9 protein-coding genes, 1 tRNA gene and 1 pseudogene are annotated in these 16,556 nt (G+C 61.0%); 3 read left to right on the forward strand and 8 right to left on the reverse strand.

Going from position 1 to position 16,556, the window contains the following annotated elements:
• Positions 1 to 278 precede the first annotated feature (278 nt).
• A complete protein-coding gene (locus tag GX444_02120) occupies positions 279 to 1,898 on the forward strand; it encodes a DUF2334 domain-containing protein (GenBank protein NLH47378.1) in 1,620 nt (539 codons plus the stop codon).
• 21 nt (positions 1,899 to 1,919) lie between these two features.
• Here the strand turns inward: GX444_02120 and carB are convergent, their stop codons facing one another.
• The 8 genes and pseudogenes from carB to GX444_02160 form a co-directional block, all read right to left on the reverse strand.
• On the reverse strand, positions 1,920 to 5,168 hold the full coding sequence (gene carB / locus GX444_02125) for a carbamoyl-phosphate synthase large subunit (GenBank protein NLH47379.1): 3,249 nt from the start codon (positions 5,166 to 5,168) through the stop codon (positions 1,920 to 1,922).
• A gap of 40 nt (positions 5,169 to 5,208) precedes the next feature.
• Positions 5,209 to 6,354, reverse strand: coding sequence for a glutamine-hydrolyzing carbamoyl-phosphate synthase small subunit (carA, locus tag GX444_02130; GenBank protein ID NLH47380.1), 1,146 nt, complete (start codon positions 6,352 to 6,354; stop codon positions 5,209 to 5,211).
• A gap of 9 nt (positions 6,355 to 6,363) precedes the next feature.
• On the reverse strand, positions 6,364 to 8,052 hold the full coding sequence (gene pyrG / locus GX444_02135; protein NLH47381.1) for a CTP synthase (glutamine hydrolyzing): 1,689 nt from the start codon (positions 8,050 to 8,052) through the stop codon (positions 6,364 to 6,366).
• Between the two features lie 39 nt (positions 8,053 to 8,091).
• Positions 8,092 to 8,259, reverse strand: a pseudogene (locus GX444_02140) (helix-turn-helix domain-containing protein).
• Positions 8,260 to 8,415: 156 nt separating this feature from the next.
• Positions 8,416 to 9,681, reverse strand: a complete 1,266-nt coding sequence (gene murA, locus GX444_02145) for a UDP-N-acetylglucosamine 1-carboxyvinyltransferase (protein ID NLH47382.1) — start codon at positions 9,679 to 9,681, stop codon at positions 8,416 to 8,418.
• On the reverse strand, positions 9,682 to 10,542 hold the full coding sequence (gene prmC / locus GX444_02150; GenBank protein NLH47383.1) for a peptide chain release factor N(5)-glutamine methyltransferase: 861 nt from the start codon (positions 10,540 to 10,542) through the stop codon (positions 9,682 to 9,684).
• A 30-nt stretch (positions 10,543 to 10,572) separates the two neighbouring features.
• Positions 10,573 to 10,645, reverse strand: a tRNA-Pro gene (locus GX444_02155).
• 186 nt (positions 10,646 to 10,831) lie between these two features.
• Positions 10,832 to 12,613 (reverse strand): hypothetical protein, encoded by a 1,782-nt coding sequence (locus GX444_02160; protein NLH47384.1) that lies wholly within the window; start codon positions 12,611 to 12,613, stop codon positions 10,832 to 10,834.
• A gap of 282 nt (positions 12,614 to 12,895) precedes the next feature.
• Between GX444_02160 and asnB the strand changes: the two genes are divergently transcribed.
• Both asnB and GX444_02170 read left to right on the forward strand, forming a co-directional pair.
• Complete coding sequence (gene asnB, locus GX444_02165) at positions 12,896 to 14,869, forward strand: asparagine synthase (glutamine-hydrolyzing) (GenBank protein NLH47385.1); 1,974 nt, start codon at positions 12,896 to 12,898, stop codon at positions 14,867 to 14,869.
• 9 nt (positions 14,870 to 14,878) lie between these two features.
• Positions 14,879 to 16,498 (forward strand): hypothetical protein, encoded by a 1,620-nt coding sequence (locus tag GX444_02170; protein NLH47386.1) that lies wholly within the window; start codon positions 14,879 to 14,881, stop codon positions 16,496 to 16,498.
• The last annotated feature ends 58 nt before the right edge of the window (positions 16,499 to 16,556 follow it).

Raw genomic sequence — 16,556 nt, forward strand, 5'->3', positions numbered from 1 at the left:
CAAAGCCCGATGCAAAACGGAAAATCGAAAGGGAACAACCAACTGGACGTGGGTCTATCAGGCCTCGGCTCCGAACTCTACGTAACCAAGGGGACATTTTTGCTGCACAGTTGAGGGGACATATTGCCTAAGTATAAACATGGCCGCCGGGCGACGGGGGGCAAGGCGTCGTTCGCGAGCGGTTGCTTTTCGTTTCGGGAGGAATATCATTGGACCCAGGGTTTGTAAAAATAATTATCTGCTGAACGCTGGCGGTCGTTTCTTGTGGGGAGACGGGAATGAAGGCCAAGCGGGTTTCGCTTCTTTTTCCCATCCTGCTCGGGATACTCGCTTTTTCTGCAACCAGCCGGGCGGCGACGGTCATTTACTACGATCGGCAAACCAACGGCATGGGCGTCACCCTGGCCAACATGATCTACAACCTGGCCGGGCATTTCGACACGGATTTGACCGAGCGCGACGTGGCCGGTTATCAAGCGGGCGATCTGTCGGCGTTCGACCGGGCGATCTACCTCGGCACCGTTTATCGGCCGTTGCCGCCGGCGTTTCTGGCCGCCGTGGCCCAGGGCGAGCGGCCGGTTTTCTGGATCGGCGGCAGCATCGATCAACTAACCGATTTGCCCGGCGTGGCCGATCAACTGGGTTTTCGCTACCGGGATTACACGCTGGGCGCCGGCTTCGACCGCATCCGATACAAGGATCGCTGGCTGATCCGCCGGCAGCTTTTCGATTTCTATCAACTGGAGTTCACGGACGACGCGGAAGTGTACGCGGTGGTGGCCGACGACGGCGTGCCGCCGGCGACTTACCCGTATTTCCTGCGCGGCGCGAACGTCTGGTATTGGGCCGACATCCCGTTTTTCTCGCAACTGGCCGACGACCGCTATTTCGTCTTCGCCGACGCGCTGCACGAGTTTTTCGGTCCCGGCGTTCCGGTCCGGCGGACCGCGCTGCTGCGCCTGGAGGACCTGGCGCCCGGAGCGACGCACTGCGACGAGTTGTACTCGCTGATCGAATCCCTCGCCGCCGAGGGGATTCCATTCGCGTTCGATCTGACGCCCTTTTTCGTGGACCCGATCGGTGTGTTGTATCCGCCGGGCACCGTGAAGCGCTTTCCGGACGATCCGGAGTTGGTCGATCTGGTCAACGCCATGCTGAAGAACGGCGGCACGATGGTCATGCACGGCGTTACGCACCAGCACGACAACGGCGTGTCGTTGAACGATTGGGAATTCGTGCAGGGCGCCGGCAACGAGCCGTTGCCCGGCGATTCGGCGGCGTGGGCGCGGGGGCGGGTCGAAAGCGGGCTGGCCGAGTTCGCCGCACAGGGTTGGCGGCCGCTGATCTGGGAAACGCCGCATTACGGCGCCTCGCACGGCGATTACCGCGTTTTCGCCGAATACTTCGCCTGGGATTTCGAGCAGCCGCTGATCTTTCCGCTGTCGGTCGATGCGCCCGCGAGTTTCGGCGTCGCCTACTCGCCGCCGAGCCAGGTGTTTCCCTACGTTTCCCCGGTCGGTTCCAACGGCATGGGCTTCATTCCCGAGAATCTGGGCTACATCAATCCGGCCGTGCCGGGCCAGCGCCCCGCCGACCTGCTGGAAAGAGCGCGCCGGCTGACGATCGTGCGCGACGCCACGGCGTGCTTTTACGCGCACAACGGCCTGGTGAATCCGGACGACGTCTGGGAGGTCATCGACGGGCTGCGCGAGCAGGGCTACGAATTTGTGAGCATCGCGGAATTGATCGGCGACGATGACGACGACGACAATAACGACAATGACAACGACGATAACGACAATAACGACAACGACAATGATGACAACGATGATGTCAGCCCGACGCCGGCGCCCGGTGACGATGACGACGACGGCGGCGGTTCGGGCGGGTGCTTTTAATTAATTCACGGCGCTTCCGGCCTACTTCATGTCCCCGTGATATTCCTGGAGGCTGCGCACCCCGAGGGTCTTGCTCTTCACCGCCATGATGCCGCGCACGGCGGCCGACGCGCCGGAGAGAGTGGTGATGTACGGCACGTTGTGCTGGATGGCGACGCGGCCGATCTCGTACTCGTGGCTGCGCGATTCCTTGCCCAGCGGCGTGTTGATCACCATGACGATCTGCTTCTTGATGATCAGGCTCAGCGAGTTGGGCTCGCCGCGGCCGACCTTGTGCACGCTCTCGGCGCGGATGCCGCAGGCCAGCAGCGCCCGGTAGGTGCCCTCGGTGGCGTAAATGCCGAAGCCCAGTTCGAGCAGATCGCGGGCGATCGGGATGACGCGCAGCTTGTCGTAGTCGTTGACGCTGATGAAGACGTTGCCCTCGGTCGGCAGGCTGCCGCCGGCGGCGATCTGCGACTTGGCGAAGGCGTTGCCGAAACTGTGTGAAATGCCCATCACCTCGCCGGTCGAGCGCATCTCCGGCCCGAGGAACACGCTGGCGTTGGCGAATTTGTTGAACGGCAGCACCGCTTCCTTCACCGAAATGTGTTTCGGCGCGCGGGTCTTGGTCAGGCCCAGCTCGGCCAGGGTGCGGCCGATCATCACCTTGGCGGCCACCTTCGCCAGGGGCACGCCGGTGGCCTTGGAGACGAAGGGCACGGTGCGGCTGGCCCGCGGGTTGACCTCGAGCACGTAGACGATGCCGTCCTTCATCGCGAACTGGATGTTGAGCAATCCCTTGACCTTCAGCTCGCGGGCGAGGGTGCGCGTGTAGTCCTCGATGCGTTCGAGGTGGTCGGGGGCGATCAGGTAGGGCGGCAGCACGCAGGCGCTGTCGCCGGAATGGATGCCCGCTTCCTCGATGTGCTGCATGACCGCGCCGATGTAGAGCTGGCGGCCGTCGTAGATCGCGTCGACGTCGAACTCGAAAGCGTCCTCGAGAAACTTGTCGATCAGCACCGGGTGGTCGGGCGAAACCTCGACCGCCTTGCGCATGTACTCGGCCAGGCCGCGGTCGTCGTAGACGATCTGCATCGCCCGCCCGCCCAGCACGTAGGACGGCCGCACCAACACCGGGTAGCCGATGCCGCGCGCGACCTCGCGGGCCTCGGCGATCGACACCGCCGTGCCGTACGCCGGGTGGACGATGCCCAGGCGGCGCAGCAGCGCGCCGAAGCGCTTGCGGTCCTCGGCCAGGTCGATGCAGTCGGGCGAGGTGCCCAGGACGCGCACGCCGGCCCGTTCGAGCGGCAGCGCCAGCTTGAGCGGCGTCTGGCCGCCGAACTGCACGATCACGCCCAGCGGTTTTTCGTTTTCGACGATCCGGATGACGTCCTCGAAGGTCAGCGGCTCGAAAAACAGCCGGTCGGTGATGTCGTAGTCGGTGCTGACAGTCTCGGGGTTGCAGTTGATCATCTGCACTTCGTAGCCCTCTTCCTTGAGGGCGAAGACGCCGTGCACGCAGCAGTAGTCGAACTCGATGCCCTGGCCGATGCGGTTGGGCCCGCCGCCGAGGATGATCACTTTTTTGTTGCGGCTGGGAACGGCCTCGTTTTCCGGCTCGTAGGTCGAGTAGTAGTACGGCGTCTCGGCCGCGAATTCCGCCGCGCAGGTGTCGACCGTTTTAAAGGCGGCCTGCACCTTGAACTGTTTGCGCAGGCGGCGCACCGCGGCCTCGTCGGTTTTGCACAGGTGGGCGAGCTGGCGGTCGGAGAAGCCCAGGCGCTTGGCCGCGAGCAATTCGTCGCGGTCGAAGGTCGCCAGGTCGCGGCCCTTCAGGGCCTGTTCGGCGCGCGCGATCTTCTCGATCTCGCGGATGAACCACGGATCGATGCCGGTCAGGCGCGACAGTTCCGCCGCGGGCAGGCCGAGCTGCAGGCCGTATTTCACGTAATAGAGGGTGTCGCGGTGCGGCTTGGCCAGCTTGGCCTTGACGGTCTTTTTCAGCGCGGCGACGTCGGCCTGCGGATCGTACACGTCCAGCGGATCCTTGCCGTCGCCGCCCAGGCCGTAGCGGCCGATTTCCAGGCTGCGCAGGGCCTTCTGGAACGACTCGGGGAAGGTGCGCCCGATGGCCATCGCCTCGCCGACCGATTTCATCTGGACGCCGAGCGTGTCCTCGGCGCCGGGAAATTTTTCGAAGTCCCAGCGCGGGATCTTGGTCACGATATAGTCGATCGACGGTTCGAAGCAGGCCGGCGTTTTCTTGGTGATGTCGTTGGGGATCTCGTCGAGGGTGAAGCCGACGGCCAGCATCGCGGCGATCTTGGCGATCGGGAAGCCGGTGGCCTTCGAAGCCAAAGCCGACGAACGCGAGACGCGCGGGTTCATCTCGATGACCACCAACCGCCCGTCCTTCGGGTTGACGGCGAATTGCACGTTCGAGCCGCCCGTTTCAACGCCGATCTCGGTCATCACGCGGCGCGCGGCGTCGCGCATGATCTGGTATTCCTTGTCGGTCAGGGTCTGGGCGGGGGCGACGGTGATCGAGTCGCCGGTGTGCACGCCCATCGGGTCGAGGTTTTCGATCGAGCAGACGACGACGAAGTTGTCCTTGAAGTCGCGCATCACCTCGAGCTCGAATTCCTTCCAGCCGATGACCGATTCCTCGACCAGCACCTCGTGCACCGGGCTGAGCGTCAGGGCGTTTTCGATCATCGCCTTGTACTGGCTCTTGCGGAACGCGGTGCCGGCGCCGGTGCCGCCCAGGGTGAAGGCGGGGCGCAAGATGACCGGAAAGTCGATCTCCTCGACCAGTTTCAGCGCCTCGTCGAGGCTGCGCACGAACCGGCCGCGCGGCACTTCCAGGCCGATGCGCCGCATCGCCGCGGCGAACAGCTCACGGCTCTCGGCCTTCTGGATCGCCTCGAACTTGGCGCCGATCAGCTCGACGTTGTTCTGCCGCAACACGCCGCGCTGGTGCAGCTCGAAGGCCAGGTTCAGCGCGGTCTGGCCGCCCATCGTCGGCAACAGCGCGTCGGGCTTTTCGCGTTCGATGATGCGGGCCACGACGCCCGGCGTCAGCGGCTCGACGTACGTCCGGTCGGCCAGTTCCGGGTCGGTCATGATCGTCGCCGGGTTCGAGTTGATCAGCACGATCCGGTAGCCCAGTTTTTTCAGCACCCGGCACGATTGGGTGCCGGAGTAATCGAATTCGCACGCCTGGCCGATGACGATCGGCCCGCTGCCCAGGATCAGGATGCTCTTGAGGTCGGTGCGTTGCGGCACGCTTTCGCTCCTTTCGGTCGCCGGCGCCGGGGCGGCGCGGTTACGACCGCTTCCGTTGGTGTTGCTTCATCAGATCGACGAAACGCCCGAACAGGTAGCGCGCGTCGTGCGGTCCCGGCGACGCTTCCGGGTGGTACTGCACGGCGAAAACCGGCAGCTTCCGGTGGGCCATGCCCTCCACGGTCCGGTCGTTCAGATTCAGGTGGGTGCAGGCCACGTGACCGCCCAGCGAATCGATGTCCACCGCGAAACCGTGGTTCTGCGCCGTGATTTCCACCTTGCCGGTCGTCAGATCCATCACCGGCTGGTTGCCGCCGTGGTGGCCGTACTTGAGCTTGTAGGTGCGCCCGCCGAGCGCCAGGCAGAGAATCTGGTGACCGAGGCAAATGCCGAAAATCGGCTTTTTGCCCAGCAGGCCTTTCGCCGCCTCGACGGCGTAAGTCACCGCCGCCGGGTCGCCCGGCCCGTTGGAGAGGAAAACGCCGTCGGGATGATAGGCCAGCACTTCCGCCGCCGTGGTGGTCGCGGGTACAATTTCCACCCGGCAGCCGGCCGCGATCAGGTTGCGCAGGATGTTGCGCTTGATGCCGAAGTCGAAGGCGACGACGTGAAACGCGCCTTCCTGGGCCAGCGCGTTGGTGTAGCCGCGCCGCGGCGACCAGATGCTTTCGTTCCACTGATAAGGCCGCGCGCAGGTCACCTCGCGCACCAGGTCGCGCCCTTCCAGCGGCGGCGCCGCGGCGGCGATCGCGGCCAGCGCCTTGGGCTGCAGACGTTCGGTGGAGATGACGCCCATTTGCGCGCCCGCCTCGCGCAGGTGCCGGGTCAGCGCGCGCGTGTCGACTCCGGCGATGCCGACGATGTGGTGTTTCGCCAGGTACTCGTGCAGCGTCAGCTCGCTGCGCCAGTTGCTGGGATGCTCGGCGGCCTCGCGCACGACGAACCCCTGCAGATAGGGCCGGCCGGCCTCGACGTCCTCGGCGTTGACGCCGTAGTTGCCGATGAGCGGATAGGTCATCGTGACGATCTGGCCGGCGTAGGACGGGTCGGTGAGGATTTCCTGGTACCCCATCATCGAGGTATTGAAAACGACCTCGCCGATCGCTTCGCCGCGCGCGCCGACCGACCAGCCGGGAAAGGCCCGGCCGTCGGCCAGCACCAGCATTGCTTTTTGTTTTTCGTTCATCCGGTTCCCCTAGCAGCCGCCGTTGGCGGACGGATTCTTACGCTGGAAAGCGGTGCGGATCAAGTCGCGGAACAGCGGCGCCGGCGCCTCGAGCTTGGAGGTCAGTTCGGGGTGGAACTGGCACCCCATAAAATACGGGTGGTCCGGCAGTTCCATGATCTGTTTGATGCGGCCGTCCTTGTTGTGGCCGGAGAACACCAGGCCGGCCGCCTCGAGCCGCGGCACGTATTCCGGATTGACCTCGAAGCGGTGGCGGAAACGTTCGCGGATCAGGGCCTTGCCGTCGTAGATCTGCTGGGCGCGGCTGCCGGGAACGACGATCACGTCGTGGCCGCCCAGGCGCATGGTGCCGCCCTTCTGGGTCACGTTGATCTGCTCGGGCAGGATGCAGACCACCGGGTGCTCGACCGTGTAGCCCTCGGCGGCGGCCTCCATGGTGTGGGCGCCATTCAGGCCGAGCATGTGGCGCGAGTATTCGACCACGGCGAGTTGCATCCCGTAGCAGATGCCGAGGAACGGAATGCCGTTTTCGCGGCAGCACTGGATGACCTTGATCTTGCCCTCGATGCCGCGCGTGCCGAAGCCGCCGGGCACGATCACCGCGTCGATGCCCTGCAGCAGCGGCAACGGGTCGGCGCCGGAGCGCTCCAGCTCGGAGGTTTCCAGCCAGTCGATCCGCACCCGCCCGTCGATGTGCGCGCCGCTGTGGCGAATCGCCTCGATGATGCTGGCGTAGGAATCGTGCAGGTCGGTGTACTTGCCGCAGATCGCCACGCGCACCAGCGGGCCGTCGGCGCGGGTCAGCGCGCCGACCAGCGACCGCCATTGGGCCAGGTCGGGCGGCGAATAGATTTTCAGTTTCTTGTGCAGGATTTCGGTCAGCCCTTCCTCCTCGAACCCCAGCGGAATGCGGTAGACCGTGTCGACGTCGACGCCGGAGATCACGGCGCGCTGGTCGATGTTGCAGAACAGGGCGATCTTCTTTTTGATCTTGTCGGTGAGGCGCCGCGGGCTGCGGCCGATGATCACGTCGGGTTGCAGGCCGCGCTCGTTGAGCAGCTTCACCGCCTGCTGCGTCGGCTTCGATTTCTGTTCCTCGATGCCCGCCGGAATGGGAACGTAGGTCAACAGGACGATCAGCGTGTTGTCCTCGCCGACTTCCTGGCGCAGTTGGCGCACCGCCTCGATGTACAGTTCGTTCTCCATGTCGCCGATGGTGCCGCCGATCTCGATCAGGCCGATGTCGGCCTTGGTGCGGCCGGGGATGTTGTAGAACCAATCCTTGATGCAGTCGGTGACGTGGGGAATGAGCTGCACGGTCTGCCCCAGGTAGTCGCCCCGGCGCTCGCGCTCCATGATCATCTTGTAGACCTTGCCCATCGTCAGATTCCATTCGAACTGGCAGGTGACGCCGAGGTAGCGCTCGTAGTGGCCGAAATCCATGTCCACTTCGCCGCCGTCGTCCAGAACGAAAACCTCGCCGTGCTCGATCGGGTTCATCGTGCCGGGGTCGGTGTTGAGGTAGCCGTCGCATTTGATCGGCACGATTGACAGGCGCGAGGCCAGCAGTTTGCCGATCGAGGCCGCCGCGATGCCCTTGCCTAGGCCCGACAGCACGCCGCCGATAACGATGATGTATTTGGTGTTGCGCCGGCCGTATTCGACCGATTTGTCCCAATCGGCGTCATGGACGAGCATCCCGCGCTCGTGAACCTCGGGCGCTTTGCCGGTTTCTTCGGCCAGAAATGCGTCTAAATCATCGGGATTGATGCGGTATTGGCCACGATTGCCGACCTTGATCGCCTTTAATTCATCGGATTTTACCCAGCGCCTGACAGTGCTGATTGAAATCTTCAGTCGTTCGGCCACGTCTTCAAGGCTCAGAAAATTACTGAGGTCTTTCATTGATAACTAGTCTCCAGTGATTGTCAGTGGTGGTCATTTAGGCCGGGAGATATGTATAACAGATTTCAACCGAATGGTCAAGAAAAGGCTGACAAAGCGCTGATTTTTTCTTGGTCGAATTGCTTAGTAGATTCTAACTATTCGATATAAATAAAATTACGGCTTATCCTGGTCGACGCGGGTGATCTTCGCGCCCAGCGAGTTGAGCTTGACGTCCAGGCCTTCGTAGCCGCGATCCAGGTGGTAGATGCGTTGCACCTCGGTGGTCCCTTCGGCGGCCAGGCCGGCGAGCACCAGGCTGGCCGACGCCCGCAGATCGGTGGCCATGACCGGCGCGCCGGTCAGCAGCGGGATGCCGCGCACCAGGGCGCTGTGCCCCTCGATGGTGATCCGGGCGCCCATGCGTTGCAGTTCCAGCACGTGCATGAAGCGATTTTCGAAAATGGTTTCGGAGATGACCGAAAGCCCGTCGGCGAGGCACATCAGCGCCATCACCTGGGCCTGCATGTCGGTCGGGAAGCCGGGATAGGGCGAGGTCTTCACATCGGTCGGCGTCGGGCGGTGCGGGCCGATGACGCGCACGCCGCCGTTTTCCGGCTCGATGGTCAGGCTGGCCTGACGCAGTTTTTCAACCACCCGGTTCAGGTGATCCAGGCGCGCCCCGCGCAGGAGCACGTTGCCCTTGGTGATGCCGGCCGCCACGATCAGGGTGCCGGTTTCGATGCGGTCGGGAATGAGCCGCTGATCGACGCCGCCCAGTTCCTTGACGCCGCGAATGCGGATCGTTTCGGTGCCGTCGCCGTCGATTTTCGCGCCCATGCCGCGCAGCCACTCGGCCAGGGCGACGATTTCCGGCTCGCGGGCGGCGTTCTGCAAAACCGTTTCACCCTCGGCCAGCGCCGCGGCCATCATCAGATTTTCGGTGCCGCCGACGGTCACGGTGTCGAAAGCGATGGCCTCTCCCCGCAGGCCGTGCGGGGCTTCGGCCTCGATGTAGCCGTGTTCGATCTGAATCGTCGCGCCCATTTTTTCAAGGCCCTTGAGGTGTTGATCCACGGGGCGGGCGCCGATGGCGCAGCCGCCGGGCAGAGAGACGCGGGCGCGGCCGAGGCGGGCCAGCAGCGGGCCGAGCGCCAAAACGCCGGCGCGCATCGTCTTGACGATTTCGTAAGGCGCTTCGTGGCTGATCACCTGGCGCGGATCGAGGCGGACGTCGCCGTTTTCGTGGGCGATCTTGAGCCCCAGGCCGGTCAGCAGTTGATTGATCGTGCGAATGTCGCGCAGCGCCGGCACACCGCGCAGGACGCACGGCGCCTCGGTCAGCAAGGTCGCGCACAGCATCGGCAGCGCGGCGTTCTTGGCCCCGCTGATGTTCACTTCACCCAACAGGCGTTGCCCGCCTTGAATCACCATTTTCTGCATCTAATTTTCCCTTCGCCGGGCGGTCAACACCCGTTCGGTTCCCGCCAGGTCGCGCCACGCGGCCATCGTCGTAAAGGCGCCGGATTCCCGCAACAGCGCCAGCACCGCCGGCGACTGCCCGGCACCGCATTCCAGCGCCAGCAACCCCCCGGGCCGCAGCCGTTCCGGCGCCGCGGCGATGAGCCGCCGAATCACCGCCAGACCGTCGTCGCCGCCGTCCAGGGCCGTCGCCGGTTCGTATTGCGCCACTTCCGGCATGGCGGCGCCGCATTCGGCGGTGGTCAGGTACGGCGGATTGCTGAGGACCGCGTCATACGGCTCCGGGTCCGCGGCGAACAAGTCGGCCTCGTAAAGCGTCACTCGATCCGCCACGCCGTGCCGCCGCAAATTTTCCGCCGCCACGCCGAGCGCCGCCGCCGAAATGTCGGTGGCCGTGAATCGCCAGAGCGGCCGTTGGGTCGCCAGGGCGATCGTCACGCAACCGCTGCCGACACCGATCTCGCACAGGCGTTGTGGCGCGTCGGCGGCGAGAGCTTCCAGGGTTTTGTCCACGAGCAATTCGGTTTCCGGCCGCGGCGTCAGCACGCGACCGTCCGACAGAAACGACAAGCTGTAGAATTCTTTTGTTCCCAACAAATGCGCCAGGGGTTCGCGCCGGCCGCGCCGGGCCACCAGTTCGTGCAGGGTTTGCAATTCGGCGGCTTCGAGCGGCTGATCGTAACGCAGATAAAGGCCCAGGCGGTCGGTGCCCAGCACGTGGGCGAGCAGCAGTTCGGCGTCGAGGCGGGCGGTGGCGATGCCTTTGCCGGCGAAAAAATCCCGGCACCAATTCAGCAGGCTGAGGACCGTCCACCGTTCCATCTTGACCCATTGTTCGGCCGGAGAATCAAATCGGGGCGGCCGGATTTGAACCGGCGACCCCCGGCTCCCAAAACCGGTGCGCTACCAGCTGCGCCACGCCCCGACGAGCGGCCCGCAAAATAGCATGACGACCCGCCGAGCGGCAAGGCGGAAAACGGCGTTGAAAAAAAAGCGGACCGGACCCTCGAAAGCCGCTCGTCGAGGTCGCCCAACGCTTAAATGCGAGGCGGCCCCGGAAAGGGGCCGCCTCCGATCAACCATTGTCTGCGGCTAGCAGTCTAAAGCCAGATCAACATCCGCAAGAACCGCTGTCGTCGTCATCGTCGTCGTTGTCGTCGTCGCCGTTGTCGTCGTCGGCATTGTCGTCGTCGGCCGCGTCGTCGTCGACCACGTCGTCGTCGGCCGCGTCATCGTCGCCCGCGCCGGTGACGGTGATCAGAACATCGTCGCTGGTCGCGTCCGTGCCGTCGCTGACGGTCAGGGTGAAGGTCAATTCGCCGACCGCGTCGGCCAGGAACGTCGGCTTCACCGCCGCGGCGTCGGAAAGCGTCGCGCCCGGCCCGCCGGTCAACGCCCAGTCGTAAGTGATCGGGTCGTCATCCGGGTCGTAGGAGCCGCTGCCGTCCAGGGTGACGGTCGTGCCGACCGGCACGGTCTGGTCGGGACCGGCGTCGGCCACGGGGGCCGAGTTGTTTTGGGTGTAACGATAGGTGCTCAGGTCAAACCCGGCTTGCCAGCCGAGTTTGTTGCTCTGCCAATCGAAGGCGATGATCGGGTGCCCCCAGTCGATGACGGAGGAGTCGACCTGCCACGTTTCGCCGCGGTCGTCGGAGTAATACAACAGCGATTTGTAGGCGCCCAACATGGACTGGCCGGCGCCGCCCAGGAGACCGACCACGCCGCTGGGTTGGAAGGACATCGCGCCGATGGCGAAAGCGGCGATGCTGGGGATGTTCGGCAGCGGCACGCGCGAGGTGACGTCTTCCCAGGTGGTGCCGCCGTCGGCGGTCTTCCAGAGGCTGAACACGTTGGTCGTCATGATGTGCGGTTCGCCGAGCACCCAAAGTTCGTCATCGTTCACTTGTTGAATGATGTAGAAGGTTTGCAGCGGTTCGCTGAGCACCAGTTCCCAGGTCATGCCGCCGTCGGTCGTGCGCCAGATGCGGCCGTTGGTGCCCTTCGCGGCGCCGGGATTTTCGTTGCGGGATTCCATCCGGTAGATGGGATCGTGCGCGAGGCGCGCTTGATGGGCCAGCTTGTTGTAAACCTCGCGCATGGTGTTGTAATCGGGCGCCGGCGCGCTGGTATCCCAGGAATCGACGCTCTTGTCCTCGGCCCAGGTGTCGTCGTCATCGTCGTCGCCTTCCATGTCGCCGGCGATGACGAAGCCGTATTCGGCCGTGGAGAAAGCCACGTCGTTGAAGTAGGTCTGGGTGTCGCCGGGGGCGTTGATCTTGTTCCAGTTCTTGCCGCCGTCCTGCGTCCGCGCGATGAAGTTCGGGCCGCCGACCACGTAGCCGACCGTTTCGTCGGCGTAGTCGACGTTATTGATTGTCGTCAGGAAGGTGGTCGGATTGACGACGCCCTGTTCCCAGGTCGCGCCGCCGTCGTCCGAGTATTGGATCATGGGGATCAGTTGCATCATGCAGACGAACATGCAGGCCGGGAAGGGTACGGTATCCAGGCATTCCTGGTTGACGCCGAAGCCGAACATCTGGACATTGTCGCCGCCTGAGGAAGCCACGGCCAGCATCATGTTCATGATCTGCCACATGTAGCATTCGTTGGGCATGCTGGAGAAATCCAGCCCGCTGATCGGCGTATAGTAGTAACCGCCGTCGTCGCTGCGCCAGCCGTTCTGCATGCCGAGCGATGAACTTTGATAAAGGCCGACGGTGTACAGGCGCGTTTCGTTGGCGGAGGCGATCCCCAGGTAACTGGCGTTGGAGAGTCCGGGCGGGAGTCCGGCCAATTCGGAGGCCAGTTCCCAAGTGCCGTATTCCGCCGCCGCGGTGGTCGCCAGGCCGCAAACCAGCAGCCCGAGAGTCGCCAACCAGACGAGTTTCTTCATCTCTGTCCCCCTATTCGCGAAGAGAAATGATCATTTCGGTTGGTTATATCCCAATCGTCAAAAGTATGCCGAGAAACGGGGCATTTTGTCAATGGAGGATACAGAAAAGAGGAGCCAAGCCTGATCGATCGGGTAAGGGAAAGATGATTAATTCGGTTTGTTTTTGATCGGTGCGGGATATTGCTCGCATTTTTACCGGGTGCCGATTGATGGCTCGATACAATAATAGACTTGACTATTCGGAGTAACTGAGCAAAAAGAAACACGGGAGGGCACGCGTTCGTGTGTGGCATCGCAGGTCTATTCAACCTGCGTGGGCCTGTCGACGAAACGGATATCCTTGAAATTAAGCGGATGACTTCCGTTCTCCGGCATCGGGGTCCCGATGACTGGGGATTGGCAATCGGTTCTCATTTCGTCCTCGGCAACACGCGGCTGATCATTACCGATCTGTCGGCAAACGGGCATATGCCTTTTGCTTCGGCGGATCGGTCCGTCTGGATCACCTACAACGGATTTATTTCCAATTATCGCCAATTGATCGAGCCAAACGGGTTGGCTCGCGAGGCGCCGTTGCTTTCCCAAACCGATACGGAAGTACTGGTGCGGATGTACCAACGGTTCGGCATCGAGTTCGTCCAAAAACTCACCGGTCAGTTCGCTTTTTGTCTGGTGGATCGGCGGGCGCAAAAGGCGTTCATTGTCCGGGATTTTTTCGGCATCCGCCCGCTCTTTTATCTCCGGCACGGCGAAAAACTTTATTTTTCCTCCGAGATCAAAGCGTTCCTCGAGTTGTCCTGTTTTTCCGATGAAATCGATCTCGAGGCAATCTATCATTATCTGTCGCTGGCCTATATTCCCGATACCATGACGCCGTTCAAGCAGGTCAAGGAACTGTACGGCGGTCGGTTGATCGAAATCGATCTGGCCAAAGGCGAATTCCGCGAAAACGAGTATTACCCGATCCGTTACGACCCCGATTATTCGCTGACCGAGGAAAGGGCGACGACGGAGCTGCGCGAAATCATGCGCGATAGTGTCAAGCGTAATTTGGTCGCCGATGTGCCGGTCGGCCTGACGCTTTCCGGAGGAATCGATTCAAGTTCCATGCTGGCGCTGGCTCGCGATCTCGGCCAGTCCCGGCAGATCCACACCTACAGCATCGGCATGGCGGAAAAAAGTTTCGACGAAACGCGCTATCAGAACATCATGGTCGATTTCGCCAGGCCCATTCACCATTACGTTCGCGTCGGGCCGCAAGAGGTCGCCGACAATCTGGTCCGGCAGTTGGCCTACATGGACGAGCCGACCGGGGACGGGGCCGCGGTGCCTTCGTTCTTGTTGGCGGAAGCCGCGCGGCGCGACGGTATCGCGGTCATGCTTTCCGGCGAGGGCGGCGACGAGACGTTCAACGCCTACGAGACTCATGTCGCCTTCAAGGCCAGGAAACTTTACCGCGCCTGGGTTCCCTCGCCGTTGCGGCGATTGATTCGGTCGGCGGTTTCCCGGCTGCCGGTGCGTCTGGAAAAGCTGACTTTCGATTTTGTCGCCCGGCGATTTGCCGAGGGCGCCGAATTGGACACCGCCGCGGCGCACTATTATTGGCGGCATGCGCTGAACGGCGAGGAAAAACGGCGGTTGATGCCGTCGTTTGCGCCGGCGAAACCGACGGAACGGTTTTTCACCGATCTGTTCGCGGCGTCCGATTTCAACGAGGACTTGAACAAAATTTCGCTGATCGACCTGAAGTACTATTTCATCGGCGATTTGATGGTCAAAAACGACCGGACCTTTATGGCCCATTCCATCAGCGGACGATTCCCCTGGATGGATCGATTGCTGCTGGAATACGTCGCGCGGATTCCGCCGAATCTGCGAATCAAGGGCCTGCGCCGCCGCTATCTCGAAAAACAAGCGATGAAACCGTTGCTGCCGCGCGAGATCTATCGGCGGAAAAACATGGGTTTGGAAATGCCGCATGCCCTGTGGTTTTTTCACGGGCTGAAACCGCTGGTGAACGAATATTTGACGCCGGCGGCGATCCGGCGATCGGGCGTCTTCGATCCGCGCGCCGTTGAGGAACTGCTGACCGATCATTTTCAGCAACGCAAGGATCAAGGGCGCTCCCTGTGGTGCGTTTTGAACTTTTTGATTTGGCACGATTTGTTCGTTCACCGGAAGAATTACAAGGACTATTTGCAGGCGTGGGGAGGAGAACCGCGAATCGATTTCGTTGAAGAGCCGAATTTCAATTAGCGAGAGGCGATGCGGCGAAGTTGCGGGGAGGCAGCGATGTGGGAGGCAGGAAAACCGCTTTTCTACGATGATCTGATTGTACGCCGGAAGGACGGTCAAGAAATCGTTTTCATGCGTAAAATGCGGATCATCCTTCCGCTTGCCTTGTCGGTTTATCTTTTTACTATTCCCAGTCGGTATTTGAGTCAATCACGGATATTAAGTAATTCGCTGTTGTTTACCATTGTTTTTTTATTGATATCATTGGGGATCGGATGTCTTGGTTATAAGAGGTGGAATAGCCGCAATTTTTCACGATATTTCATTTATTTATTTCTGGCTGCGTTGGCGGTGATAACCGCGTTCCGCCTGATGTTGGCCATTTTCACCACCCAGTCCATGTATTTCCCCATCTCGGCGCTGGTCACTATTCTGATGCTCGCCGGTCATTATTGCCGAAACAAAACACTTTATTTTCTGGTTCTCGCCGTCTGGGTTATCTCAATGTGGTGTTTACAAATGTCTCGGATTGAAGCGAAAGAAATCCACGCCTTGATCGTCTATTTGGGATTGTTGGTGTGGTTGGCGACCGAATGGTTTGCCGGTGAGCAGAAAAAGCCGCCACTTTTTTTCAAAGGTGCGATGGCGTTTGTTCTGATTGCCTTGCCGATTCAGGAAGGCAAATACCTGCACATGTCGGACCGGGAACAAAAACGGATTTTCTCGCAGCCGGGGGTGGAGGCGATTTTTATCGGTAATGATGACGAAAAGATTCCATTTTCGCGCATGGAAATGAAATGCGATCTGGCATCAGGAAATCAGATCGTTTCGCCACATGCTATTTCGAATAACATGTCGATCGTCGATCATGGGGCGGTCACCAACCTGGCGCTAGGAGGTGAATCACCGGATCAATCGACTTTCATTGGGCCGTTCTGGTTAACCACTTCCAAGGGAAATTTTTTATTGGTCGATGTGGAAAGAAAAGAAATCAAGCGCCGCGTCGCCGCTCCCTTGGGAGATGTTTATTATCTTAATTATAATCCGGAGTGGAACCTGTTGGTTGTTTCGCAGAGAAATAGAGAGATGTTCGGCACGCGGGAATGCCTGTTTTTCAACGCGGATGAACAGGGAAATATCCATCACATTAGCGATCGTTACGTAAAGGGGGAACAATGCATCGCCATTGATAAAAAAACAATTCTCATCAGCCGATACAACCAGAAGGACATTATTGCCTTGTATGATCTGGAAACGAACACTATCTTGAAGAAAATGCCTCGGTTGCCCATCAAGGAATATTATATTCCATTTCACCAATTCGCGGTCGATTACCGGCACCGGGTTTTCTATGCGGCGATTATGTATCCGGGAGTCATCGTGGTCAGAAATATGGATACCCTGGAATATATTTCGCAGTTTAAAACCAATCCGGGAGTGCGAAATGTCTTGGTGGATAATAAAGATCCGCGCCATATATATTCTTGGAATTATGCCACGGGTGAAGTGATCGAACATCGAATTCCCGGTGGGGAAAAAGTGCGTTCCTGGACGCTTGGTCCATTGTTGCGCACCTTGAACTGGGACTGCAATGATAAGGATTTGTTGGCGACAACCGTTTTAGGTGGTTTTCGTATTCACTTGGACTGAATAAATCGCCATAAAAATATTTTCAATCGGCTTGCGACTTCGTCTTGGAAGTCCTTGT

This window comes from Myxococcales bacterium, from assembly GCA_012517325.1.
Taxonomy (GTDB): domain Bacteria; phylum Lernaellota; class Lernaellaia; order Lernaellales; family Lernaellaceae; genus JAAYVF01.